Source organism: Pseudomonas sp. PS01270 (assembly GCF_029959775.1).
In the GTDB taxonomy this organism is placed as follows: Bacteria; Pseudomonadota; Gammaproteobacteria; order Pseudomonadales; family Pseudomonadaceae; genus Aquipseudomonas; species Aquipseudomonas atacamensis.
Genome location: NZ_JASCPT010000066.1, coordinates 1 through 25,345, shown reverse-complemented (window position 1 = coordinate 25,345; position 25,345 = coordinate 1). Strand labels below are relative to the sequence as shown.

Annotated in this window: 25 protein-coding genes and 1 pseudogene; 12 read left to right on the top strand and 14 right to left on the bottom strand. The window is 60.9% G+C overall.

The genetic code is table 11. The annotated features are described in order from the left end of the window. Positions 1-437: 437 nt before the first annotated feature. The gene (locus tag QMX86_RS17930; RefSeq protein WP_041477012.1) at positions 438-1,730 is read left to right on the top strand and encodes an MFS transporter; all 1,293 of its coding nucleotides are present in this window, start codon (positions 438-440) and stop codon (positions 1,728-1,730) included. 13 nt (positions 1,731-1,743) lie between these two features. Continuing rightward, positions 1,744-2,514: a substrate-binding domain-containing protein gene (locus QMX86_RS17925; RefSeq protein ID WP_282386705.1), complete on the top strand. Its 771-nt coding sequence runs from the start codon at positions 1,744-1,746 to the stop codon at positions 2,512-2,514. Here the strand turns inward: QMX86_RS17925 and QMX86_RS17920 are convergent. Beyond that, positions 2,504-3,418 carry a LysR family transcriptional regulator gene (locus QMX86_RS17920; RefSeq protein WP_016775221.1) on the bottom strand — a complete coding sequence of 305 codons (915 nt, stop codon included), beginning with the start codon at positions 3,416-3,418 and terminating at the stop codon, positions 2,504-2,506. The genes QMX86_RS17925 and QMX86_RS17920 overlap by 11 nt on opposite strands. A 249-nt stretch (positions 3,419-3,667) precedes the next feature. Here QMX86_RS17920 and QMX86_RS17915 point away from each other — a divergent pair, with 249 nt between their 5' ends. Next, positions 3,668-5,476, top strand: a complete 1,809-nt coding sequence (locus tag QMX86_RS17915; RefSeq protein WP_282387420.1) for a monovalent cation:proton antiporter-2 (CPA2) family protein — start codon at positions 3,668-3,670, stop codon at positions 5,474-5,476. A 174-nt stretch (positions 5,477-5,650) separates the two neighbouring features. On the opposite strand, the gene hcnC is transcribed toward QMX86_RS17915, so the two are convergent. The 4 genes from hcnC to QMX86_RS17895 all read right to left on the bottom strand — a co-directional run bounded on the left by hcnC (position 5,651) and on the right by QMX86_RS17895 (position 9,401). After that, a complete protein-coding gene (hcnC, locus tag QMX86_RS17910; protein ID WP_122751082.1) occupies positions 5,651-6,910 on the bottom strand; it encodes a cyanide-forming glycine dehydrogenase subunit HcnC in 1,260 nt (419 codons plus the stop codon). Continuing rightward, positions 6,903-8,312, bottom strand: coding sequence for a cyanide-forming glycine dehydrogenase subunit HcnB (hcnB, locus tag QMX86_RS17905; RefSeq protein ID WP_282387423.1), 1,410 nt, complete (start codon positions 8,310-8,312; stop codon positions 6,903-6,905). The genes hcnC and hcnB overlap by 8 nt, the downstream gene beginning before the upstream one ends. Further along, on the bottom strand, positions 8,309-8,623 hold the full coding sequence (locus QMX86_RS17900) for a (2Fe-2S)-binding protein (protein ID WP_016775225.1): 315 nt from the start codon (positions 8,621-8,623) through the stop codon (positions 8,309-8,311). The genes hcnB and QMX86_RS17900 overlap by 4 nt, the downstream gene beginning before the upstream one ends. Before the next feature lie 238 nt (positions 8,624-8,861). After that, positions 8,862-9,401: a hypothetical protein gene (locus tag QMX86_RS17895; RefSeq protein WP_273528187.1), complete on the bottom strand. Its 540-nt coding sequence runs from the start codon at positions 9,399-9,401 to the stop codon at positions 8,862-8,864. Between the two features lie 490 nt (positions 9,402-9,891). Between QMX86_RS17895 and QMX86_RS17890 the strand changes: the two genes are divergently transcribed. Continuing rightward, entirely contained in the window at positions 9,892-10,257 is a 366-nt protein-coding gene (locus QMX86_RS17890; protein ID WP_130929717.1) for a hypothetical protein, read from the top strand. Between the two features lie 130 nt (positions 10,258-10,387). Continuing rightward, positions 10,388-10,630, top strand: a pseudogene (locus tag QMX86_RS17885) (DUF6124 family protein); the annotation flags it as partial. Positions 10,631-10,809: 179 nt separating this feature from the next. Here QMX86_RS17885 and QMX86_RS17880 read toward each other — a convergent pair. Continuing rightward, a complete protein-coding gene (locus tag QMX86_RS17880; RefSeq protein ID WP_282385900.1) occupies positions 10,810-11,739 on the bottom strand; it encodes a hypothetical protein in 930 nt (309 codons plus the stop codon). A gap of 308 nt (positions 11,740-12,047) precedes the next feature. On the opposite strand from QMX86_RS17880, the gene QMX86_RS17875 reads away from it, so the two are divergent. Continuing rightward, complete coding sequence (locus tag QMX86_RS17875) at positions 12,048-12,731, top strand: response regulator transcription factor (protein ID WP_039762250.1); 684 nt, start codon at positions 12,048-12,050, stop codon at positions 12,729-12,731. Beyond that, positions 12,709-14,103 (top strand): HAMP domain-containing sensor histidine kinase, encoded by a 1,395-nt coding sequence (locus tag QMX86_RS17870; RefSeq protein ID WP_282385905.1) that lies wholly within the window; start codon positions 12,709-12,711, stop codon positions 14,101-14,103. Before QMX86_RS17875 ends, QMX86_RS17870 begins: the two co-directional genes overlap by 23 nt. 131 nt (positions 14,104-14,234) lie before the next feature. Here QMX86_RS17870 and QMX86_RS17865 read toward each other — a convergent pair whose 3' ends face one another. From QMX86_RS17865 to QMX86_RS17850, 4 genes are all read right to left on the bottom strand, one after another. After that, complete coding sequence (locus QMX86_RS17865; protein ID WP_110645522.1) at positions 14,235-14,645, bottom strand: SRPBCC family protein; 411 nt, start codon at positions 14,643-14,645, stop codon at positions 14,235-14,237. 21 nt (positions 14,646-14,666) lie between these two features. Continuing rightward, entirely contained in the window at positions 14,667-15,464 is a 798-nt protein-coding gene (locus tag QMX86_RS17860) for an SDR family oxidoreductase (protein WP_071171794.1), read from the bottom strand. A 351-nt stretch (positions 15,465-15,815) separates the two neighbouring features. Next, complete coding sequence (locus QMX86_RS17855; RefSeq protein ID WP_282385908.1) at positions 15,816-16,484, bottom strand: HAD-IA family hydrolase; 669 nt, start codon at positions 16,482-16,484, stop codon at positions 15,816-15,818. A 56-nt stretch (positions 16,485-16,540) separates the two neighbouring features. Further along, on the bottom strand, positions 16,541-16,954 hold the full coding sequence (locus QMX86_RS17850; protein ID WP_024013374.1) for a response regulator: 414 nt from the start codon (positions 16,952-16,954) through the stop codon (positions 16,541-16,543). Positions 16,955-17,152: 198 nt separating this feature from the next. Here QMX86_RS17850 and QMX86_RS17845 point away from each other — a divergent pair, with 198 nt between their 5' ends. Beyond that, positions 17,153-18,094, top strand: coding sequence for a class I SAM-dependent methyltransferase (locus tag QMX86_RS17845; RefSeq protein WP_282385910.1), 942 nt, complete (start codon positions 17,153-17,155; stop codon positions 18,092-18,094). 37 nt (positions 18,095-18,131) lie between these two features. On the opposite strand, the gene QMX86_RS17840 is transcribed toward QMX86_RS17845, so the two are convergent. Further along, entirely contained in the window at positions 18,132-18,911 is a 780-nt protein-coding gene (locus tag QMX86_RS17840) for a helix-turn-helix transcriptional regulator (protein WP_130901738.1), read from the bottom strand. Between the two features lie 111 nt (positions 18,912-19,022). Between QMX86_RS17840 and QMX86_RS17835 the strand changes: the two genes are divergently transcribed. Next, entirely contained in the window at positions 19,023-20,126 is a 1,104-nt protein-coding gene (locus QMX86_RS17835; RefSeq protein ID WP_110645520.1) for a polyamine ABC transporter substrate-binding protein, read from the top strand. 72 nt (positions 20,127-20,198) lie between these two features. Continuing rightward, the gene (locus QMX86_RS17830) at positions 20,199-21,323 is read left to right on the top strand and encodes a P1 family peptidase (protein ID WP_073471272.1); all 1,125 of its coding nucleotides are present in this window, start codon (positions 20,199-20,201) and stop codon (positions 21,321-21,323) included. Positions 21,324-21,380: 57 nt separating this feature from the next. On the opposite strand, the gene QMX86_RS17825 is transcribed toward QMX86_RS17830, so the two are convergent. The 3 genes from QMX86_RS17825 to QMX86_RS17815 all read right to left on the bottom strand — a co-directional run bounded on the left by QMX86_RS17825 (position 21,381) and on the right by QMX86_RS17815 (position 24,145). Further along, positions 21,381-22,067, bottom strand: a complete 687-nt coding sequence (locus QMX86_RS17825; protein ID WP_073471461.1) for a GNAT family N-acetyltransferase — start codon at positions 22,065-22,067, stop codon at positions 21,381-21,383. Positions 22,068-22,154: 87 nt separating this feature from the next. Continuing rightward, positions 22,155-22,712: a YceI family protein gene (locus tag QMX86_RS17820; RefSeq protein ID WP_073471273.1), complete on the bottom strand. Its 558-nt coding sequence runs from the start codon at positions 22,710-22,712 to the stop codon at positions 22,155-22,157. A gap of 74 nt (positions 22,713-22,786) precedes the next feature. After that, a complete protein-coding gene (locus QMX86_RS17815; RefSeq protein WP_073471274.1) occupies positions 22,787-24,145 on the bottom strand; it encodes an MATE family efflux transporter in 1,359 nt (452 codons plus the stop codon). A 199-nt stretch (positions 24,146-24,344) separates the two neighbouring features. Here QMX86_RS17815 and QMX86_RS17810 point away from each other — a divergent pair, with 199 nt between their 5' ends. Both QMX86_RS17810 and QMX86_RS17805 read left to right on the top strand, forming a co-directional pair. After that, entirely contained in the window at positions 24,345-24,914 is a 570-nt protein-coding gene (locus QMX86_RS17810; RefSeq protein WP_073471275.1) for a chorismate mutase, read from the top strand. A 124-nt stretch (positions 24,915-25,038) separates the two neighbouring features. Further along, the coding region (locus tag QMX86_RS17805; RefSeq protein ID WP_282385920.1) for a hypothetical protein at positions 25,039-25,345 on the top strand (307 nt) is incomplete at its 3' end.

The window sequence follows — 25,345 nt, the reverse complement described above, 5'->3', positions numbered from 1 at the left end:
GCGGGAAACATTCCTTGTTTTTTGCTGGAGGTGGCCGTAAGAGGCCTTGGACATCAGACCGCCATCGCTGGCAACTCGAATCGTCGCACCGCAGCTCCCACAGGGTTGGTGTTACACCACAGTTTTTGACCTGAGCTCCACTCCCACAAGTCTTGGCGAACGCTGATTCTCTGATCACCACCAATCCCCTGTTGGAGCGAGCCCGCTCGCGAATATGCCGGCACATCCGACATCGTTTCCATCTGAGAGAACGCCTTCGCGAGCCGGCCCGCTCCCACAAATGCGCTAAGCACTGAAGCCATTGATCCGCCCCACGCATCAATCCATGCCAACAATGCAATTAACAGATTGTTACATCTGCGCCACCATCCACCTCAATAAAAACCGTGCGCCGCTTCTCCGTAGCGCACGTCATAAAAGCGGTGGAGTACTTTTCAATGACAGCCTCAATTCCTACCAACGGCTCGCGGGCCGGTGCCATCTTCCGGGTGACCTCGGGCAACTTCCTCGAACAGTTCGACTTCTTTCTGTTCGGCTTTTACGCCACGCAGATTGCGGCGGTGTTCTTCCCGGCGAGCAGTGAGTTCGCCTCCCTGATGATGACTTTTGCGGTGTTTGGCGCAGGCTTCCTGATGCGTCCGCTGGGCGCCATTGTGCTCGGCGCCTACATCGATGACGTCGGCCGGCGCAAAGGTCTGATCGTCACCCTGTCGATCATGGCCAGCGGCACGATATTGATTGTGCTGGTGCCCGGATACGAAACCATAGGCCTGTTCGCCCCGGCGCTGGTACTGATTGGGCGACTGCTGCAAGGCTTCTCGGCCGGCGCGGAACTCGGTGGTGTTTCGGTGTATCTGTCCGAGATCGCCACGCCGGGTCGCAAGGGCTTTTTCACTGCTTGGCAGTCGGCCAGTCAGCAAGTGGCGATCATCGTTGCTGCCGCGCTGGGCTACGGTCTGAACCAGTGGATGGAACCGCAAGCCGTAGCCGCCTGGGGCTGGCGCATTCCGTTTTTCGTCGGCTGCATGATCGTCCCGTTCATCTTCTTCCTGCGTCGTAATCTGGCGGAAACCGAAGAGTTCGCCGCGCGCAAACACCGTCCAAGCATGCGCGAAGTGTTCCGCACCCTCGGCCAGAACTGGGGCGTGGTACTCGGCGGAATGTTGATGGTCGCGCTGACCACCACCGCGTTCTACCTGATCACCGTCTACGCGCCAACTTTCGGCAAAACCGTGCTGCACCTGAGCACTTCCGACGCGTTGCTGGTAACGCTGCTGGTGGGCGTGTCGAACTTCTTCTGGCTGCCGATTGGCGGCGCGTTGTCCGACCGTATCGGCCGTCGTCCGGTGCTGATCGGCATGGCCGTGCTGGCACTGGCCACGACTTATCCGGCGCTGTCGTTCCTGGTGCAGGCGCCGAGCTTCACCAACATGCTGCTGTCGCTGCTGTGGTTGTCCTTCATTTACGGCTTGTACAACGGCGCGATGATTCCGGCGCTGACCGAAATCATGCCGGTGGAAGTGCGCGTCGCCGGTTTCTCCCTGGCCTACAGCCTGGCCACCGCGATCTTCGGCGGTTTCACCCCGGCGATGTCGACTTTCCTGATCCAGTACACCGGCGACAAAGCCGCGCCAGGTTACTGGATGAGCATCGGTGCCCTGTGCGCGCTGTGCGCCACGCTTTATCTGTACCGCCGTGCCGGTGGTCGTCTGCAACCTGTCGCGGCCTGAGGAAAAACTCGCCATGAAAAAACTCTTTACTGTCACCGCCCTGCTCGCCGGTCTCGCCCTCAACTTCGCGGCCCAGGCCGAAGAACTCAGCGTGATGACCTCCGGTGGTTTCACTGCCGCCTACAAGATCCTCGGGCCGAAGTTCGCCGCCGCAACGGGCAACACGCTCACCACCAGTCTCGGCCCGTCGATGGGCAAGGCGCCGGAAGCGATTCCCAATCGTCTGGCACGCGGTGAGCACGCCGACGTGGTGATCATGGTCGGTTACGCCCTCGATGAGCTGATCAAACAAGGCAAGGTCGACCCGGCCTCCCGCGTTGAACTGGCGGATTCGCGGATCGGCATGGTAGTGCGTGAAGGTGCGGCGAAACCGGACATCAGCAGCGTCGACGGCCTGAAGAAAACCCTGCTCGACGCGCAGTCGGTGGCCTACTCCGACAGCGCCAGCGGCGTGTACATCGAGCAGCAGCTGTTCAAGAAACTCGGCATCGAAGATCAGTTGAAACCGAAAGCCAAGATGATCGCCAGGATCCCGGTCGGCTCGGTGGTCGCCACTGGCGACTATCAGTTGGGCTTCCAGCAGGTCAGCGAATTGCTGCCGGTGCCGGGCGTGAGCTTCGTCGCGAAGATTCCGGAATCGGTGCAGTCGGTGACGCGTTTTGCCGCTGGCATTCCGGTCAAGGCCGAGCATCCGGAAGAGGCCAAAGCCCTGCTCGCCTACCTCGCTGCACCGGCCGCTCAGGCTGACGTGCAGGCCACCGGGCTGGATTCGGTCAAGCGTTGATCGTTGGCGGCTGGACGCGCATTTCCACGACCAGCCGCTCCAGTTCCAAAGCCGCCGGGGTCAACGTGCGATCCCGGCGCTTGATGATGCCGACACTGCGCATCACCTGCGGCTCAATCAGTGGCACCCGCGTCAGGATCGGATGATCCGGCCCGGGCATCGCCATCAACGGCACCGCCGCCACGCCCAGCCCCGCCTCCACCAAGCCGATCATCGTCGTCACATGCCGCGTCTCGCAGATGCTCTGACGCTGCGGCACCACCCCGCCCAAGGCCTGATCAAGCAGAAAGCGGTTGCCCGAAGTCTTGTCCAGCGCGATGTAATCCTGTTGATAGAACTCGTCCCAGCTGACGCTGCTGCGCCCGGCCAGCGGATGATCGCGACGACAGGCGACAACGTAGCACTCCTGCACAAGCGGTTCGAACTCGACTTTGGCATCCTGCGTGCCGAGAAAACTCAGACCGAAATCCGCCTCGCCATTGACCACCGCACTCAACACATCGTGGGCGCTGGAATCGAGGACTTTGACCTTGATCCGTGGAAACTGCTGGTGATAGCGCGCGACCACGCGGGGCATGAAGTAGTACGCCGCCGACGGCACGCAGGCGACGGTGACATGGCCCAAGCGCGTCGAGGCGACCTCGCTGATGCCGAGCAAGGCAATGTCGAGATCATCGAGCAAGCGCTCGACGCTGGGCATGAAGCCGCGCCCGGCCTGGGTCAGGCTGACCTTGCGCGTGGTGCGCTCGAACAGTTTCACGCCAAGGGCATCTTCGAGCTTTTCGATGCGCCGGCTCAGCGCCGGTTGCGACAGGCGCACGGTGTCGGCAGCCTTGCGAAAACTGCCCTGCTCGACCACCGCACGAAAGGCTTGCAGGTCGTTGAGGTCGAAGTTGATGGCCATGGCGTTTCCGGAAATTGATGCGCAGGGGTTATAAATGTAACCAGTTGATGCAAATTATTCCAGGCCTGATGGAAGCTGCCCTCGTGGGAGCGAGCCTGCTCGCGAACGCGGGGCATCAGGCAATGCATAGTTGGCTGACCCAGCGCATTCGCGAGCAGGCTCGCTCCCACATTGGATCTCGAATGGTCTGGAGACCGCGTAACCCTTATCCTTGTCACCCTCGCCGTACCCGTAGTCAGGAGTCGTTCCATGCCCCATGAAGGCAATCTGTTGCAAGCCGCTGTCGTGTTTCTGTTCGCGGCCGTGCTCACCGTGCCTTTGGCCAAACGTCTGCAACTGGGCGCGGTGCTCGGTTATCTGTTTGCCGGGGTAATCATCGGCCCGTCGGTGCTGGGTTTGATCGGCAACCCGCAAAGCGTTGCGCATATTTCCGAGCTGGGCGTGGTGTTGCTGCTGTTCATCATCGGCCTGGAGCTGTCGCCGCGCCGCTTGTGGGTGATGCGCAAATCGGTGTTCGGCGTCGGTCTGGCGCAGGTGCTGTTGACCGCATCGGTGATCGGCGTGCTGGCACTGTCGGTGTTCGGCCAGCCGCTGAACAGCGCCATTGTGCTGGGCCTCGGTCTGGCGCTCTCCTCCACGGCGTTCGGCCTGCAAAGCCTTGCCGAACGCAAGGAACTGACCAGCCCCCACGGGCGTCTCGCGTTTGCGATTCTGCTGTTCCAGGACATCGCCGCGATTCCGCTGATTGCCTTGGTGCCGATGCTCGCCGGCGTCGATCACCACACCAGCACCGCCGACGATATTCGTCACAGCTTGCAGGTGCTCGGCGGCATTGCCGTGGTGGTGATCGGCGGGCGGTATCTGCTGCGTCCGGTATTTCGCGTGGTGGCGAAAACCGGGCTGCCGGAAGTGTCCACCGCCACCGCGTTGCTGGTGGTGATCGGCACCGCGTGGCTAATGGATCTGGTCGGTGTGTCGATGGCGCTGGGCGCGTTTCTCGCCGGTCTGCTGCTGGCGGACTCGGAATACAGGCATGAGCTGGAAGCGCAGATCGAACCGTTCAAGGGCCTGCTGCTCGGGCTGTTTTTCATCAGTGTCGGCATGGGTGCCAATCTCAGCCTGTTGTTGAGCGCGCCGATCACCGTATTAGGCCTGACCTTGTTGCTGATCGGTCTGAAATTGCCGCTGCTGTTCGTGGTTGGGCGCTTGGCAGGAGGATTGAACAAGATCAGCGCAATCCGCCTCGGCATCGTCCTCGCTGCCGGCGGTGAGTTTGCCTTCGTGGTGTTCAAGATCGGTCGCGATCAGGGCCTGTTCGAGCCGCGTCTGTACGACCTGCTGGTGCTGACCATCACTCTGTCGATGGCGCTGACGCCGTTGTTGCTGTTGATCTGCGCGCGTCTGGTCAGTCCGAAAGTACAGCCAGTGGAAGTGCCGGAAAAATTCCGCGAAATCGATACCGAAGCGCCGCGTGTGGTGATTGCCGGCATGGGCCGGATGGGCCAGATCGTGGCGCGGATCCTGCGCGCGCAGAACATCAAGTTCGTTGCGCTGGACACCTCGGTGGAAACCATCGAACTGTCGCGCAGCTTCGGCGGCGTACCGGTGTTCTACGGCGACCCGATGCGCCCGGAAATTCTGCATGCGGCGAAGGTTGGCGAAGCCGAGTATTTCGTCATTGCCACGGACGTTCCGGAGACCAACATCAAGACTGCCGAAGTGGTGCACAAGCACTATCCGCACATGAAAATCATCGCCCGCGCGCGTAACCGTCAGCACGTGCATCGCCTGGTGGATGTCGGCGCGGAAGCAATTCGTGAGACCTATTATTCGAGCCTGGAAATGAGCCGGCGCACGCTGGTCGGCCTCGGCCTGACCCAAGCCCAGGCCGATGCGCGGATCAAGCGTTTCAAGCATCACGACGAACAGGTGCTGGAGGCGCAACACGCCGTCTACGACGACGCCGCCAAAGTCCTGCAGACCGCCCAGGAAGCCCGGGCGGAACTGGCCAAATTGTTTGAATCGGATCAGCTCGAAGAGGAAGCGCGCAAATCCTGATGCATGCGAATTCCCTGTAGCTGCCGAAGACTGCGATCTTTTGATTTGATTGTTCCCACGCTCCGCGTGGTAACACAGCCCGGGACGCTCCGCGTTCCACTTCCCGAGCTGGAACGCGGAGCGTCCCTTGAGGCATTCCCACGCAGAGCGTGGGAACGATCATGTGGGAGAGAATCAGGCCAGTTCCAGAGCGGGCGCCGGCTCGACGGCTGCAACCGCAAACCGATCCGCCAGAAACGGGGTGATATCCAGCGGCAGCGGTTCGTCATTCACCAATTTATCCAGCAACACCCCGGTAATCGCCGACGTCAGAATCCCGGTGCGGAAGTGCCCGCAAGCATTCAGATAACCCTCGACCCCACGCATCGGCCCGAGGATCGGCAACTCATCCGGCGAGCCCGGACGCAGCCCCGCCCAGGTGCGCTTCAGATTGACGTCCACAAGCTCCGGCAGACAGCGCACCGCGCCCTGCACCAGCCCGGCGATTTCCGGGTAGGTGGTGGTGACGTCGAAGCCTTTGTCTTCGGTGGTGCTGCCGATAAGGATTTCGCCGTTGTCCTTTTGCGCCACGTAGCAATCGCTGGTGGTCAGGCAGCCGTTAAGGATTTTCGGCATGCGTTCGGTCAGCAGGATCTGCCCTTTCACCGGTTTCACCGGAATACGAATTCCCGTCGCCCACTCGCTCAAATCCGCCGCCCAGGCACCGGCGGCGTTGATCAGCGTCTTGCAGTGGAACACCCCCGCCTCCGCCGTCTGCACGCCGGTCACGCGAGTGCCGTGATGCAGCACGCCGGTGACGTTGGTGTTGACGAAGATATCGACGCCGTTCTGCCGCGCGCCTTCCATGTAGGCATCCGCGAGGCGGAACGGGCTGACCTGATGGTCGCAGAGAAACTCCAGCGCCCCACGCGCCTCATGGCTGACGCTCGGTTCGGCCGCGCGCAACGCCGCTTGATCGAGCCAGCGCACCTGATCGGCCAGATGCGGAATGCAGCCGACGATGTGCTCGGCATACAGCCGATCTTCGTCGTCATAGATCACGAATTTCAGCCCGGTCTTTTCGAACTTGCAATCCATGCCGTGATTGTCTTTCAGCTCGCGGTGTAACGCCGGATAGAGCGCGTTGGACTGCAAGGCAAAATCGAAGAAGGATTCCGGCAAAATATGCGGCGTACTGGCGTCCACCGCGACTGCGGCGCCCTGGGTTTCGCGCTTGCGGTTGGCCGACATCATGCGAAAGAAAATCACCCCGCAACCGAGGCCGACCGACTCGCCGATCGCCCATAAACCACCCGCCGAAGCACGGGTTGCGTTGCCGGGGCGCTTGGCGTCGATCAGTGCCACCTTGAGATCTTTGCGCTTGGACAATTGGTAGGCGCAGGAGGCGCCGATCACACCGCCACCGGCAATGACCACGTCGTAGAACTTACTCATGGCAAGCGCCCTCCGTGCCGAGAGACTGGAACGCGGAAAACGGTACCGGATCAATCGGGAAGCGTGGGCGCAGCCAACCGACATCCTGACGTCCGGTGACCTGGCGCAGGCGATCGCTGCAATAGCCGACGCACATCCGCCCCTGACAATCGCCCATGCTCACGCGGGTGCGCATTTTCAGGCTGGCGATATCTTGCACACCCTGCTCCAGGGCCAGATCGATGTCGGCGCGGGTCGCATGTTCGCAGCGGCAGATCACCGTGTCGGCTGTGGGCAAAGCGATCTGACCGACGCCGCGCTCAGTGTAGCGATCTACCGCCGCACGAAAGCGCACGATGGCTCTGAGTTTGCTTGCGTAGCGATCACGGCGCACCCGGGCGAGCTCGGCGTCGAGCACGCCGCGTTGCAGCAGGATCGAAGTGGCGGCGATCTTGCCGGCCAGCATCGCCGCTTCACCGCCGCGGATCCCGCCCATGTCGCCGGCCAGATGCACATGCGCCACGCTGCTTTGCTGCCAGACATTAGCGTTGGCACGCAGGTAGCCGTCGTCGCTGAAACCGTGATCAAGGCCCATCTGCTGGCTCAATTGCGTGCGCGGAATAAAACCGTAACCCACCGCCAGGGTCTGCGCTTCGAAGCGCTCGACCCGCGACAGATCCGCCTCCCACGTCGACGAATACGGCGCGACGCTGACGCTTTTCAACTCGCCGTCGCCGTGGGCTTCGACCACCCCCCAACCGTAGTTCATCGGGATGCCGTGCAACTTGAGGTAAGCGAGCATGCTCAAGCCGTCGAGGAACAGCTGCGGCTTGTTCAGCAGCGCCAGACTCTCGCGGGCGATCTTGCCGAATGCGCAAGCCTCATAGACGCCGGCGACGCGCACGCCAGACGCATGTAACTGGGTCGCGACAAGCGGCAGCAACGGCCCGGTGCCGGCGATGATCACCGGCCCTTGCGGCTTGACCACGCCACTCTTGATCTGCAACTGCAGGCCGCCGAGCAGGATCACCCCCGGCAACGTCCAGCCGGGAAACGGTACGCTGCGTTCATGGCAACCGGCGGCCAACAGCAGTTGCGGATAAGCGATCTCGTGCAGTTGCTCATCACCGTCGAGCACCACCACTGCGCGGGTGCCTTCGGCGCCGACCACGCGATGGTTGAGGCGCACGTCAATCAGCCCTGACTGCTGCTGAAATTCGCCGTGCAGTTTGTCCAGTGCTTCGGAATAACGCGGGCCGAGATAATCCAGTTGCACACCATCACGCAGCGGCCCGCGATAGACCACGCCGCCGAGGCGCGAAGCCTCTTCGAGCAAGGTGCAGCGCACGCCGTGGCGCGCCAGTTCGATGGCCGCCGCCATCCCCGCCGGCCCGCCGCCGACGATCAACGGTTGCAGGCTCATACGACCTCCTGCGCGACGACGCGGTTGACTCGGGTTTCGATCTGCATGCCGTCGCGCACCACCGTCTGGCAGGCGCGGCGTTTGTGGCGACCGTTGATTTTCACCAGACAGCACTGGCACACGCCCATGCCGCAATAGGCGCCGCTGATCTGATCGTGGTCATTGCGTGCGATCTGGCGCACGCCGAGGGACTGGATGACGCTGAGAACGGTTTCGCCAATGGCGGCGCTGACCGCTTGGCCGTTGATGTGCACGGTCATGTCCGCCTGCACCAAGGGCTGGATATCGAAGGTTCTTTCTAGGCAGTTCATTTACGGTGTTCGTCCGTGAAGATTCAGTTGAGGTTGTGACAGCTCCTTGCTGCACTACGCCTCGTCGACGCTTTTCTTGCTGTGTTTTCAACGTCGACGCGGATACTTCGTCAGCGCAACAAGGTGCGCGACAAGCACTGTAGCTCATACCTCAGCAAAGGCCTGGATCATTTACGGTAGGCGATATCGCCAGGCGAAATATTGATCCAGGCCAGTGAAAATGGGGGGATGGAAACGGTTAGTTGGAGAAGACGTACTGGCCTTTGATCTTCTTTGCGCCGATCAACGCAAGGTCCGGGAACAGCAGGTTTTTCAGCCAAGCGACGTAGAAGATCATCGCCAGCGTGATCGCCACGCCGACCACCGTACCGATCGGGTCATCCGCATATTCCTTGAACATGCGCGGCATCTGGCTGATCGAGAGCATCACGTACACCGTATAGGCATGGGCCGCGTTGCGATAAAAACCCCAGGCAAAAAGCAAAGGCACGCCACCGGCGAACAAACCAAGTCCGATGGCGAAACCGCTGCTGATGGTCAGCCCGAGGAGATAGCCGCCCACCAGACCGATCAGCGCCTGAACGTAAGTCAGTCCGAGAAGGATCTTGATCTTGCCGGCGTGTCGTTCAATCAGATTAGGATCGGGGCGTGAGCCGATCAGGTACGCCAGCGCCTTGTCTTTCAGCGCACCACCGGAGAATGCCTTGAAAGTCTCGGTTTTCGAGCGCCCCCCATCGAGCATTTCGCTGACCTGGCGTTTGGTTTCCTTCTTGTCCAACGTGTTCTTCCTTAATTTAAAAATCGGGGGAGTGAAGCTAGGGCACTTCGGGAACCGATTGTCGCTTTGTTGAGTTGCCGAAAGCAAAAGGCTCAGGCATGCCGGCCCTTGCGCGGTGGATAAACGAAATTTTTCGATCATGTTTAAATCACACGCGCTGTTACGGCATCGGACCTACAACGCCTTGCGTCGCTGCCTACGGGTGCATCAGAATCCGCCGGCTTACACGGCTATCGGTAGGGCTATATCGTTTCCCTGTCACTGCAAAACAGTGATCGGGTTTGGTAGCCCGTTTCTTGATAGTTGTATCGCGTCCCTTTAAGCGGCCCCTCCTTTGAGGGTCAGCTCTTCATGGTGACCATGCGTGGGGCTCATTCGTGAGCGCCGGGGTTAACTATCTTGACCGGTCTACCAACCTGCGCGTGGCCGCCACCCTTCGTTTGGTAGCGATAGTGACGGCTCTTCATTCCTTCAAGATAGAGAGTCATCCATGTTCAAAGTAACGCCAAACCCGCCAGAAGCCGATTCGATCCCGTACGACCCCGCTCTGGAGCCTCAGCGCATAAAAGACGCCGCCGCTCGCGCCATCAACTTTTATCTCGATCCGCAAACCGTGAAGACTACGATTCCCACTCGTCAACCGGGCCGGATCTTTCTCGTCGACCCAACGGTGGACGAGGAAACCTTGCTCCTCGAAGCCTGTGAATCGCTGGCTGCGGCGAACGACATGGCCCGCGAAATAAGCAACGTCATCGAGCCTGCACAGCGCCGTTCGCTGCTGATGTTGCAGCAGGTGATCATGCTGAGTGAGCTGGTCGTCAATCGCGTGCTCGACAGCCGACGCGTGTCGAACTAGCCGCAACCGAGGTATGAGGGGGCGTGCTCCCTCACTGCCAGCGTGCACGTCACCCCGTGGCGTTCTCTCTCACACCAAGCGGCTCTCATCGGAGTTTCAGCTGATGTCACACACACCTTCCAATCCGCCGGCCAGGATCAACGCCACGCCGTACAGCCCCAATACTCTGTTCATGGTCAACCCGCAATCCGACACCGAATCCTTGCTGGTCAACGCGTGCGAATCCCTGGCGTCCGCCACGGTGATGCTCGGTGACTTTGCCGGGATGCTCGAAGGCTCACGGCGCAATACCCTGTTGGGCATTGCGCAAGTGGTGATGTTGGGAGAACTGGCCGTGAACAAAGCGCTGGATAATGTCGTGCCGACCGAGTAATTCACCAAGCTTGCGTTTGCAGTTCCCAAACGCAAAAAAGCCGCTTTCAGCCGAAGACGAAAGCGGCAGAGGCATCCTGCCTCAGAGGGATCAGTGTACGAACAGGGCGATCAGGATGATGATCGGGATCGGTACGCCGAGGAAAAACAGCAGTAATGAGCGCATGGTGACTCTCCTTTTTAACGGACCGGAGTGGTTGTGGTGTAGGTGTCGACTTCAACGTACTCGACTGCATCGCGACGACGACCGCCGAAGGTGGCTGCCAGGCTGGCGAAGAACGCACCGGCCAGCAGCGCGACGAACATCCACAGCGAGGTGTAGGCCGCGACTTTGGCGGCGGTATCGGCCGCTTGCTGAGCTTTCAGTTTGGCGTCAGCGATGGCTTTCTGGGTGTTGGCGTAGATTTCGTCGACACGACGTTCAGCATCGGCCTGGCTCAGGTTGGTACGTTGCGATACCAGTTGTGCGAGGTAGGTGCGGTCTTCGGCGCTGAGCTGACCGTTGGCCAGGCTCTGGGCGAAGATGCGGGTCACGGTGCCGCGTGCGGCGTCATCGCTGACGGCAGCCGGACGATCATCGCGGAACAGGCTGTCGACGAAGTAGCCGTACTGATCGCTGTCAGTATTGGCTGCGGCAGAACCGGCGGCCTGGCTCATGGCACCGGCAGCACCGCCGACGACGTTAGCCCCAGCCTGCACACCGCCGCTGACGACGCTGCTGACCGAACCGACCACCAGCACAGCGGTGACCAGCGTGGCGACGCACCAGGCGAGGAAGCCGTGGGCGGTGTCACGGAAGTAGACTTCGTCACCGTGCATGTTGGCCCACTTAACGCGCAGACGACCGGCAATGTAGCCGCCCATGCCGGAAGCAATGATCTGCGTCACCGCCAGCCAGACAATCGTCGAAATGCCCAGGCCCTTGGCGCTGACGCCCTCTCCGGCCCACGGTGAAACCGCCGAAAAGCCCAGACCGAAACCGAGCAGCACGAGAATCATCGACAGCGCAGCGGCCGCCGCAGCACCGGCAAAGATCGCGCCCCAGGACACGCCTGAGACGCTGCTCGACTCTTCCACGTCAGGATAATAGCCATCAGGGGATCTATTCATTGTTGTACTGCTCCAGGCATGAAAAATGGTGTTACAACTCGTCAGGTGAGGAATTGCAGTGACCGTGCCAGTTACAGAAACTAAATAAACTCTTTATTTTCAACAGGTTATAAAGTTTGAACTTCGCTGATCCGTGCAATTTGCAATAAATGCTCAGCGCCTGCGGGTTTTCTGCATTGATGACTGACTGGCAAATCCGATCAGTTCCGATTCACCGTCGCGACGAAGATGAAAGTTAATTTAAAGCGTCACGGTAAATTCTTGGCAAAATGCTGCCATTCCGTTTGAACCGATCAGCAGGCCTGCCTATGACTCGTATCTTGACCATCGAAGACGACGCCGTGACCGCGCGGGAAATCGTTGCCGAACTGAGCAGCCACGGGCTGGATGTCGACTGGGTCGACAATGGCCGCGAAGGCCTCGACCGCGCCGTCAGCGGCAACTACGACCTAATCACCCTCGATCGCATGCTGCCCGAGCTGGATGGTCTGGCCATCGTCACCACCCTGCGCACCATGGGCGTGGCGACGCCGATTCTGATGATCAGCGCCCTCTCCGATGTCGATGAGCGAGTGCGCGGTTTGCGCGCCGGTGGCGATGACTACCTGACCAAACCGTTCGCCACCGATGAAATGGCCGCGCGGGTCGAAGTGTTGCTGCGCCGGCAGAACAGCGTCGCCACCCAGGCCACCACGCTGAAAGTCGCCGACCTCGAACTCGACCTGATCAGCCATGAAGCCCGCCGCGCCGGCCAGGTGCTGACGCTGCTGCCCACCGAATACAAACTGCTCGAGTTTCTGATGCGCAACAGCGGCCAGATTCTCTCGCGGATGATGATTTTCGAAGAGGTCTGGGGTTATCACTTCGACCCGGGCACCAACCTCATCGACGTGCATATCGGCCGTCTGCGCAAGAAGATCGACGCAGCCGGAAACGTTCCGCTGATCCGCACGGTACGGGGCTCCGGCTATGTCATTGCCGAACCCGTCTGACGGCTGGCGCTCGTCCAGCAGCCGCTTGCTGGCGCTGTACAGCTCGCTGTTCGTGGCCTGGAGCGCGATCCTCATGGGGGTCATGTACTACGAGGTATCCGGCTACCTCGACAAACTGGCCAAACATTCGTTGATGCAACGCCAGCATCTGTTTTCGCATTTTCGCGGCGAGCAACTCGAAGACGCCCTCGCCGCCAGCATGACCTTCGATATCCGTGGTATTGACGCCTATGGTCTGTTCAGCGCGGACGGCGTTTACCTGGGCGGCGCACTTCAGCAAATTCCCAAAGGACTGCCACTCGACGGCAAGATCCACATGCTCGCCGAGTGCGCCGATTCCGACGATCCGACCCTGCCGAACGACAGCTGCGATGCCGTTGCCACGCAAACCCGCGACGGGCGCTGGCTGGTGCTGCTGCGTGACAACGGTTCGCTGTTCGCGGTGACGCGGATCATTTTGCACGCGTTGTTCTGGGGGGTGTCGCTGACGATTATTCCCGGGGTCGCCGGTTGGCATCTGCTGCGGCGTCGGCCGTTGCAGCGCATCCGCGCGATTCAGAACAGTGCCCAGGCCATCGTCGCCGGTGACCTGACGCACCGCTTGCCGCTGTCCAATCGCCGCGATGAACTGGACATGCTCGCCGCCATCGTCAACGCCATGCTTGAGCGCATCGAGCGCTTGATGAACGAGGTCAAAGGTGTCTGCGACAATATCGCCCACGATTTGCGCACGCCGCTGACCCGCCTGCGCGCGCAGTTGTATCGCATGCAGCAACAGGCGGGCGAAGGTTCGCAAGAAGCGGCGCAACTGGATCTGGTACTGGCTGAAGCGGATACGCTGATGGCGCGCTTCCGGGGTTTGTTGCGGATTTCCGAACTGGAAGATCGCCAGCGCCGTTCAGGTTTCGTCGAACTTGATCCGGTGCGTTTGCTGGAGGAGTTGCACGAGTTCTATCTGCCGCTGGCCGAGGAAGGCGATCTGCGTTTCCAGTTGAACATGCCGGAGACGCTGCCGCCGCTCAATGGCGACCGCGCGTTGCTGTTCGAAGCGCTGGCGAACCTGCTGAGCAACTCGATCAAATTCACCCCGCCCGGCGGCACGGTGATGTTGCGTGGGGTCAATGCCAATGGCCAGACGCGGATCGAGGTTCATGACTCAGGGCCCGGGATTCCCGAGGCTGAACGTGAGGCGGTGTTCCAGCGGTTTTACCGCACCGAGGGTGGCCAGCCGCAGAGTGGCTTTGGTCTGGGGCTGTCGATTGTCGCGGCGATTGTGAGCTTGCACGGCTTCAGTCTTGACGTCGGCAGCAGCGATCTGGGTGGGGCGAAACTGGTGCTGGATTGTCGGCAGAGTTTGATCAGTCAGGCCTGACGTCTCGCGCCGATCGTTCCCACGCTCCGCGTGGGAATGCCTCAAGGGACGCTCCGCGTTCCGGCTTTCGAAATGGGACGCAAAGCGTCCCGGGCTGCATTCCCACGCAGAGCGTGGGAACGATCTGCGTCTCAGGTTGGGTAATTCGCCCGCAAGGCCTCGAGCCCGCCCTGGTAGATGCCGTTGAACAGCGCCACCACTTCTTCATCGCTCACGCCGACCGCATTGAAGCGCCCCGACCACGTCACCCGCGAGCCCTGCCCCTGGGCTTCAACCTTGATCGTCGCCAGGTAATCGCTGGCCGGGAACGGTGCCTGTTCGATGGAATAGCTGTAGGTTCTCGCAGCGTTATCGAAGGTCTGCAGACGTTCGACGACAACGCCGCCATCGCCCGTTTTCAGCGTGCGCACTCGCCCGCCTTCGCTCAGTTCACTTTGGATAATCAACGGCAGCCAGTCCGGCAGCGTGTTGAAGCCGCCGATCAATTGCCAGACCTGATCGGCCGAGGCCGGGATGTCGATGGTTGCAGATGCTGTTGGCATAAAACCTCTCTTTCGGAAATTTCAGATAGTCAGGCTGTCGACCACACCGCCATCGACGCGCAAGGCCGCGCCCGTGGTGGCCGAGGACAGCGGTGAAGCAATGTACGTGACCAGATGCGCCACCTCCGAAACATCCGCCACACGCTGGATGATCGAGGTCGGACGGGCCTTGCGCACAAAGGCGTCGGCTTCGTCGCGCAGGTCGCGCCCGGATTCGGCGGCCGCGTCTCTGAGCATGTCCTGCAGGCCGTCGGTGAAAGTCGGCCCCGGCAGGATCGCATTGACCGTGACCCCGGTGCCAGCCAGACGTTTGGCCAGGCCATGGGACACCGCGAGGTTGGCGCTTTTGGTCACGCCGTAATTGAGCATGTCAGCCGGCGTCGCCACCCCGGATTCCGATGACAGAAAGATCACCCGGCCCCAACCCTGCTCAACCATCGCCGGCACATAATGCCGCGCCAGGCGCACGCCGGAAATCACGTTGACTTCATAGAAGCGCGTCCACTCGCTGTCGGGAGTCTCGAAGAAATCGACGTCGTTGAAGATGCCAAGGTTGTTCACCAGAATGTCCGCGCGCGGTTCGGCGGCGAACAGCTTTTCCGCGCCCTCGGCCGTGCCCAGATCGGCGGTCAGACCACGCAACTGCGCGCTGGGCACCGCGTGGCGAATGCTCGCCAGCGCCTGCTCGACCTTGGCCGTGTCGCGACCGATGACCACCACCGTCGCCCCGGCTTCGGCCAGCGACTGGCTGATGCCCAGGCCGATGCCGCCGGTACTGCCGCTGACAATGGCCAGTTTTCCACTCAGATCGATCTTCATGCGTTTACCTCATTAGCAAGGAGTTCCACCGCGCTCGACTTTGGCGACGATTTCACAAGCATGGATCAGCGTAGTTGCGATATTGCCGGCATGGTTGAGCTGCCGACCGGTGACTGGGATGTGGTTTGATCGACGCTCCCCTGTGTCTGGCAGACCGTAGCCCCTCACCCTAGCCCTCTCCCGGGGGAGAGGGAACCGACCGAGTTGTGCTGAACTTGACGTCGACCTGAAAGACCATAGCGATTATGGATTCAGAGAAGACTTTTCACGTCGGCGTATTACCTGAATATCCCCCGGTCAGTCCCCTCTCCTTCCGGGAGAGGGCTAGGGTGAGGGGCATTTCGGAACAGATCAGATTTCCGTCAGACGAAGCAGACCATCGGCGCCGACCCTGACGCTGATCGCATCGTAACTGGCCAACGTCGCATGCGCCGTTTCGATCGGGTGCTGGTGCGTGGCGGTGATGATCATCAGTGCAGCGCCCGCCGCTTCCGCAGCCTGAATACCAACCGTGGCGTCTTCAAAAATCAGACAGTCAGCCGGCTCGACACCGAGCTTTTTCGCCGCCAGCAGATACCCCGCAGGATCAGGCTTGCCAGCCTTTACATCTTCCGCCGTGATCATCACCGCCGGCTCGGGGATACCCGCCGCCGCCATCCGCCGCAACGCCAGATCGCGAGGCGCCGACGTCACCATCGCCCAACGATTTTTCGGCAGCGCGTTGAGAAAGGCTGCCGCCGCAGGAATCTCGACAATGCCTTCAACGTCATTGATTTCCGCTGCGGTGATGAACGCTGCCTGTTGCTCGGCATCCACTCCCGGCAGATTCAGCCGGGTGATGGTGTCGATCGCCCGCGCGCCATGGATGGTCGGCAGGAACGTCTCGACATCAACGCCATGGCGCACCGCCCACGCTGACCAGATGCGCTCGGCGGCGGCGATGGAGTTGAGGACGGTGCCGTCCATGTCGAACAGGAACGCGCCGAACGCGCGATCAAAAACCGATGCTTGTGCAGACAAGAGAGCAAATCCTCTGACAGTTGGCCGGGCAGCCTGGCCCGGCAATGTAGCACTTGTCAGTGCAACTGCGGCGCCTTGGATTTGAACGCGCTTTCCACACAGTCGAGCAACTGTCCGATCGCCCACGGCTTCTTGATGAACGCCACCGAATGCTTGACCCCGGAGGTCTCAGGCGTTTCATAGCCGGACATGACCATCACCGGTTTCTCCGGCCAGCGGTCGCCGAACAGATTGGCCAGGTCGGCGCCGTTAAGCGTGCCGGGCATGGTGATGTCGGTCAGCAGCAGCGCAACGTCCGCCGCGTGCTTTTCCAGATACAGCGACGCAGCGTCGGCGCTGGTTTGCGGTTCGACCTTGAACCCTTCCTCCTGGAGAATTTCGCAAAGAAACTCCAGAATCAACGGATCGTCCTCGACAATCAGAATCAACCCGCCAGGAAGGTGCGCGCTCGACGTAGGTGTAGGGCACATGAACAGCACTCCCCCGAATTACATTTTTGATAAGCGGTTTTGAATCCGCTGCTTATCTGGTATGAGCAGCGCGCCTTGTAGAAATTCATTTTTGATACGGAGGATTTCGCCAAGGTGTTGTTTTTCGAAGCGCAGCGCCCATCGAATCCCCTCATTTGTGGTTAAAATGCCGGCCCTTTGACTGGCCGATCCTGATCCATGACCCCTGAAGCCCTCGCGACCCTCCACGCTCATTTGCTGCCCGCACTGGCAACGGCGCCCAGCGAAACCCGCCGTTTTTTTCACGGCCGCGGGCGCTGCTGGCCGGGGCTGGAGCAGCTGACCGTGGACTGGTTGCAGGGCGTGGTACTGGTGTCGCTTTTCAAGGAACCGGCGCCTGAGCAACTGCAGGATCTGCGGGATTTACTGCTGCAACTCGCTGCATCGGCCGAATGGCAGCAATCCGGCGCGCACACTTTGCTGATCCAGCACCGTTATCTGCCGCAAAGCACGGCCGAATGGCTGATCGGTGAGGAAATCGAAGAAATGACCATCGTCGAGGGTGGCTTGCAGTACCGCGTCGACCTGGGACGCAAGCAGAACACAGGGCTGTTTCTCGACATGCGCTACGGCCGCAACTGGGTGCGCGAACAGGCGGCGGGCAAGCGGGTGTTGAACCTGTTCGCCTACACCTGCGGCTTTTCCGTGGCGGCAATCGAGGGTGGCGCCAGCCATGTGGTCAACCTCGATATGTCCCGCGCCGCGCTGAGCCGAGGTCGCGACAATCACCGCCTGAACGGCCACGACCTGAGCAAGGTCAGCTTTCTCGGCCACGACCTGTTCAAATCCTGGGGCAAGGTGATCAACAGCGGCCCGTACGATCTGGTGATCATCGACCCGCCGTCGTTTCAGAAAGGCAGCTTTTTGCTGACCAAGGACTATCAACGCGTATTGCGCCGCTTGCCGGAACTGCTGACCGCGCAAGGTACGGTGCTGGCGTGCATGAACGACCCGTCGTTCGGTTCCGACTTTCTCATTGATGGCGTGACCCAGGAAGCGCCCAGCCTGCGCTTCGATCATCGGCTGGACAACCCGCCAGAGTTTCCCGATATCGATTCAGAGAGCGGCCTGAAAGCCCTGGTCTTCCAGCGCATCAGCTGAAACACCAAGGCTCGCTCCCACACAAGTTCTGTGTTGATCAAAAAACCGTCGGCCGCAGCACCAGTGCAAACAACTCACCATGCCCGGTGACATTGAGCTTGTGATAGAGATTGCGCCGATGCACCTTCACGGTTTCCGGCGAAATCCCCATCTGCTGGGCCATCGCCTTGCTGGAAAAGCCCTGCAGGATCAGGCGCGCCGTGTCGATCTCGCGCGCGGTCAGCCGGGCATCGAAACGGTCCAGCAACGTCGCCAGATCACCCACCACCGCTTCAGCCACCGGCCCTTGCGGCGGCAGCAACTGCATGTGGCGATGCATCGCCGCCAATACCCAGTCACGTACGCACAACAGGCGACCCTGCTCGGCCATGCCAAACGCGGTCGAGCGGCCCAGGGACAAGCCGAGTACCGCGCCTTCGACGTTGATCAGAAACTGCAATTCATCCTCGCCCACCACGGCACGAAAGTAGCTCTGGTAGTACTCGCTGTGCAGAAACTGATCCGGCGCAACGGACGCCAGGCTGTGCAGGCCGTCGCTGATCCCGCTGACGGCGGCTTGATAAAACGGATCGAGCAGGTACATGCCGGCGGTATAACCGGCCAGCTCCTGCTGGTCGTCCACGTAGCCCTTGCTGTCGAAGTCGATCAGCAAACGCGGCGGCTGGCCGGCCTGCATCAGGGCGACGAGGGCATTGTCCAGCGGCACCAGCAGGCGCAGGGTGTCGACCAGCGCGCGCCAGAAACCGTCCTGCCCGAGGTGAGAAAATACCCGCGCCAGACTCTGATGCACCGGCAATTCCTGCAACAACGCGTCCACGCACTACCCCTTTCGAGTAACCCATGATGGGAATGGGGCTGGTGTGACCGGCCCGTTAGCCTGACCACTCCAGTTCATCACCGGCCTGCGACAGGCCAGGAGTGCCGCATCATGCGTCGTCACCGTGGATCTATCAACCCGGGCCTGCTGGCCTGTTTTTGTCTCTCCTCGGCCGCCATGGCAGCCGACGTGCCGAGCGTGCACGTCTACAACTGGTACGACTACATCGGGCCGAACACCCTGCATGATTTCCAGCGCGACAGCGGCATCCGGCCGGTGTACGACACCTTCGACAGCGCCGAAGTGCTCGAAGGCAAACTGATGACCAGCCGCAGCGGCTACGACGTTGTCGTGGCGAGCAACTTCAGCCTGCCGACCCTGATCAAGGCCGGCGCCCTCGCCCCATTGCCTCGCGATCAACTGCCAGGCTGGCAAAACCTCGACCCCGATCTGCTGAAAAAACTCGCGGTCAACGATCCGGGCAATCAGTACGCCGTGCCTTACCTGTGGGGTACCAACGGCATCGGCTACAACGTCGAAAAAGTCCGCGCCGTGTTGGGTGACAAAGCGCCGGTGGATTCCTGGGAGTTGCTGTTCAACGAAGCCAATCTGGCCAAACTGGGCGAGTGCGGCGTGGCGATGCTCGATTCGCCGTCGGAAATGCTGCCGGTCGCCCTGCATTATCTGGGCTTGCCGCCCAACAGCACCAACCCCGAAGACTACAAAAAAGCCGAAGCACTGCTGCTCAAGCTGCGCCCGCACATCGCCTACTTCAACTCCTCGAAGTTCATCAGCGATCTGTCCAACGGCAATATCTGCGTGGCGGTTGGCTGGTCCGGGGCAATGCTCGAAGCCAAGACCAACGCCGAACAGGCCAACAACGGCGTAAAGATCGCCTACAGCCTGCCCAAGGAAGGCGCGCCGGTGTGGTTCGACACTCTGGTGCTGCTCAAGGACGCCCCCAATCGCGCCCAAGGCCTGGCGTTTATCGATTACCTGCTGCGGCCGGAAGTGATCGCACCGGTCAGTGATCACCTGTCGTACCCGAATGGCAATCGCGCCGCGACAACGCTGGTGGCAGCAACCACTCGCGACAACCCGGCGGTGTACCCGTCCCCTGCCGCCATGGCCACGCTTTACACCCTCGAACCCTTGCCCAAAGCCGCCGAACGCGTGCGTACGCGGGTGTGGAGCAAGGTCAAGAACGGCCAGTAACCGCGCAAGAAATCTGCCTGCCTCATCCGAGCGGTAAGCCGCCCGACCTTTTCAATGAAGAGACTGAATCTTATGAATCCGCGTGCCCGTGATCTCGATATCCTGATTGGCCAGATGCAACCCGGCCCGCTCAACGCCATTACCGATGTGCCGGGGGTGCGCGTCGGTCACAGCAATGTACGCGGGCGCAGCAGCAGCGGCCGTGACATTTGCACCGGCGTCACGCTGATCGAGCCGCGCCCCGGCTCGACCAGCCAGCAACCGTGCTTTGCCGGCGTGCATGTACTCAATGGCAACGGTGATGCGACCGGCCTGGAATGGATTCGCGAGGCCGGTCTGCTGACCAGTCCGATTGCCTTTACCAACACCCACAGCCTCGGTGTGGTGCGTGATGCGCTGATTGTGCTGGACCGAGAGCAGCAGCCGGATGACGGGCGGCTTTACTGGAATATGCCGGTGGTGCTGGAGACCTTCGATGGACTGCTCAATGACATCAACGGCTTTCACGTCAAACCCGAGCATGTCGCCGAGGCACTGAACGGCGCCGTGGACGGGCCGGTGCGCGAAGGTGCGGTGGGTGGTGGCAGCGGCATGATCTGCCACGAATTCAAAGGTGGCATCGGCACCGCATCGCGCCGTTTGAGTGCTGCCCAGGGAGGCTGGACCGTCGGCGCGATCGTGCAGGCCAACCACGGCATTCGCAGTGAATTACGCGTCGATGGTTACCCGGTCGGGCGCTATATGGAACAGAAGGATTCACCGTTTCTGCGGGCAGCGCTGCCGCACCCGGGCATGGGCTCGATCGTCGTCTGCCTGGCGACTGATGCGCCGCTGCTGCCCCATCAATGCACGCGTCTGGCACAGCGTGCCAGCCTGGGCCTGGCGCGCACCGGCGGCGGTAACGAAGACCACAGCGGCGACATCTTCATTGCTTTCGCCACCGGCAATGATCACGTCCCGCCCGCCGCTTACGAGGCTAAACGCGCAGCCACCTGTGACGGTTTGCGCATGGTCAACAACGACCACATCAGCGAGCTGTTTCTGGCCGCGACCGAAGCCGTTGAAGAAGCGATCATCAATGCCCTGCTCGCCAGCAACAGCAGCGAGGGCAACGGTCATTCGGTGCCGGGCCTGGATGCGCAGACGCTTCTGGCGGCGCTGAAAAAATCCGGTTGGCCGGGATCGCGTCCGGCATGAACCGGCATTGTGCAGGGACGACTGGCGGTACTTGAGTCGTCCATTGCACGCTCCCGGTCAATGCAGAGTCAGGCGCTGACGGACAAATTCTTCTACGTGGCGGCTGGTCTGGTCCAGATGGCGGTCGCGTTGTTTTTCCGCATCGAGCATCGCGCGCTTGCCGTTCTTCTGCAGCAGATAGGTGTGAATCTGCTGCACTTCCAGCGAGCGATAGATCGGCGTGGTGTCGATGAACCCGCGCAGGCCGTTGCTGCGGTAATGCCGCGTGCTCATCAGCACCTGGGTTTCGCGCTGGCCGATCACTTCAAAACCCAGTGCCTCGAAATACGGCACCTTGCCAATGCTGCAGGCCATTTCCGCATGCGGATAGCGCCCGACCATGTCCGCGAGCATCGCCCGCGCCACACCCTGACGCCGATGGCCTTCACGCACCGCCATGTACGCGACGCTGCACGCCTCCCAATCGCCCTGCACCGGCAGACAGATGAGAAATCCGATGACTTGCTCCGGGTTTTCATCGTTAGTGGCCACCAGCAATTCCACCTCGGTGCCCTTCTGGCCGTTCAACGCCTCAAGGTAGAGATGCACCTCATAACCCACCGCGTACTGATAAACGTTGTACAGCAGATTGCTCGGGCCGAGGCCGACCGCACTGATGTCGGTCAGGTAATCGACGACCATTTGCAGGATCTGGCTGTTGACGCTTTCCGGGCATGGGGAGGTGTAGTGGGTGATGCGTGGCATGGGCAAACTCCGGCGATAAAAAACGTTGCCGATGATCAGAGCCGTCGACGAACCGCGACATCATACCGTGCCGGATCTATTGAACCGTCACTGTTGTGGCGCCACCACCCTGAATTTGATGTTGATGTCCCTCGACACCACGCTGTCAGCCCACTCCCCCGCGCCGAGGCCGAACTCCTCTCGATTGAGCACCAGCTCACCGTCGAAGATGCCGATGGCGTTGTCCGGTTTCAACTCCACCGGCACCTCGACCTCGCGAGTGATGCCCTTGAGCGTGAGCTGACCGGCGACTTGGTAACGATGCTCGTCCACTTGAGTAAAACGGCTGGACTTGAACACCGCGAGCGGGAATTTCCCGGTGTCGAACCACGCCGGTTTCACCAGTTCGGTATTGGCGTCTTCACTGCCGGCATCGATGCTGGCGAGATCGATATGCAGCGTGGTCTGGGCTTTGCCGAGGTCGTCGGTATCGAAGTCCAGCGTCGCCTCGAACTTGCCGAAGGTGCCGTACATTCGCGAGCCCATCTGCTGATAGGTGAAGCTGATCTGGCTGGCGCTGGTGTTGACCCGGTTATATTCAGCCGCCTGCGCACCGACCATGACGCACGATGTAAACGCGGCAACCAGCAGCAATCGCAACGTCATGACATTCTCCGGGCGGCGTGTGTCGTCGAGGGCCTTGGTTGACTTAAGCAAACAACCCGTTGTTATGCCAGCGCCTATATCAACCGCTCTATCTTCTGATGCTTCCACACCAATTTGTAATACAGGGTCTGCAAAATCAGCATCCCCAAATAGGCAACCGGAAACGCCATCCACACACCCTGCAAACCGAACTGCCCGTCGAGCCAGTAAGCCGTCGGCAACTGCACGCCGACCACACAGATAATCGAAATGACCACCGGCACCAGGACAGTGCCGCTGGCACGCATGATCCCGCCGATGATGGCCTGGAAGCCGAACACCAACAGGCTCCAGAGCATGATGTGCAGCAGATGCTCGGCCATCGCCCGGGTCGAGTCCTCGGTCAGGAACAGGCCCAGCAACCAGTGCGATAACAGATAACCCAGCACAATCAGGCCACCGGTCAGGCACACATTGATCAACAGCCCGGTGCGCAGGATCGGCCCCATGCGTTGCAGATGCCCGGCGCCGATTGCCTGGGCACCGAGAATCGACGCGGTGATCGCAATCGACAGCGCCGGAAACTGCACATAGTTGACGATCTGCGTTACTGCGCCATACGCCGCCGTCGCTTGCGAGCCGTGCTGATTGACCAGCGCCAGGATCACCAGCTCCGATAACGACAGGACGATCATCTGTACCCCGGTGGGCAGGCCGATGCGCAGGACCTTGCCGAGAATGACCCGATCCAGTCGCAATGCGGCAAAGAACTCTCGATCCGGCGCCAGCGGATGGCCCTTGCGGATCAGCCGCCAGGCCAGCCACGCCATTGCCGACAGATTCCCCGCCAGCCCGGCATACGCCGCGCTCTGAATGCCCAATGGCGGCAAACCCAGCCAGCCGCGAATCAACGCTGGCGTCAGCGCCAGCCCCACGGCGGTGGAGACGATCAGCGCGAGCAGTGGCGACAGCGTATCGCTGACACCACGCAGCAATTGGGTGAACAGTACGAATACCAGTAGCGATGGCAAAATCCACAACATGACGCGGGCATAGTCCACCGCGTCATCGAGTACATCCGCCGGCGTGCCTAACCCCGTCAGTGCCTGGCGCGCAAACACCGTGCCCAGCACCGCCGCGACCAAACCGATCAACACACCCAGCAGCAGCGTCGCTCCGGCAATCGCCTTGACCATGTGCGTTTCGCGCGCGCCCCACGCCTGACCGATCAACACGCCCGCGCCAGCGCCGAGGCCGATGACCAAGGCGATGAAAAAGAATACGACAGGAAACATGCCGGATACGGCCGCCAGCGCCTGGGTGCCGAGCATCTGGCCTATGTAGATGCTGTTGACCGTCCCGGACATCGATTGCAGGAAGTTCGACAGCACCATCGGCGCGAGAAACAGCAGATAGGTTTGCCAGAGCGGTTTGGCGAAGGTGGCGCTTTGCATTGAATGGAGGTCCATCTCGACGGCGGCAGGCCTGATTGACGATAGCTTCGGTGAGTTGCGTGCAGCGTGCAATCAACATTTCCAGACGGTGTTGATTGTCTGTTTTGCATTTGTGTAAATGCCGTGCATCGCTTTGTGTCAGTGTTGCGGCTGTGGTAAATCAGCGACTCTGTCGACACGTACTATTGAGGCTCGGTTCATGCGTAACGTTGCAAATTTTCTGCTTGGCTCCCTCCTCGCTCTGTCGGCCGCCTACACTCAGGCAGCCGCACCCGCAGCGGCGCCTGCTTCGTTGAAACCGCTACTGGCCACTTTGAGTGAACGCCTGAGCATCGGTGATCTGGTTGCGTTGACCAAATGGGACAGCGGCAAGCCTATTCAGGACAGCCCGCGCGAGGCGCAGGTCATCGCCAATGCCCGAACTCTGGCCACCGAACACAAACTCGATCCGGACGACGTCGCGCAACTGATCGCCGCACAGATGGAAGCGAACAAACTGGTGCAATACGGTCTGCTCGCGCAATGGCAAGCGGCAGGTGCTGCACCGGACACACCGCGTCCGGATCTGGGCAAACAGATCCGCCCGCGCCTGGATGAACTGCAAAAGCGCTTGTTGCAGCAGTACGCCGCCTTCGCGCCCTATCGCCAGGATCCGAATTGCCCGGCATGGCTGGCCGATGTCCGCGGCACTCTGGCCGCCGATGCGCTGCACGACCTGGCGCTGATTCGTGCCAGCGGCGAGTTGTGCATCCGGGCGAAAGCGCTCTGAATCAACGCTCCTGGCAAACATCATCGGCGTCGATGTTCACCATCACGTCAATGAAGTTCTCATAAAAACTGCGCGGCGTAACATCGGCTCCAGACAAACAAACAACTTTCTGGAGCACACGATCATGAAACGCCAAACCCTTCTCGGCATCGCTTTCTCGGTTTTCGCAGTTAACGCTTTTGCAGTAACGCCTGCTCACACCCTGGTCGCTGAAGGCGGCTCGGACAAGCTGATCGAAAGCCGTCTGGCTGAAGGCGGTTCGGATCGTCTGATCGAACGCCGTGTTGCCGAAGGCGGTTCGGATCGTCTGATCGAACGCCGTGTTGCCGAAGGTGGTTCGGATCGTCTGATCGAGCGCCGCGTTGCTGAAGGTGGCTCTGATCGTCTGATCGAGCGCCGCGTTGCTGAAGGTGGTTCGGATCGTCTGATCG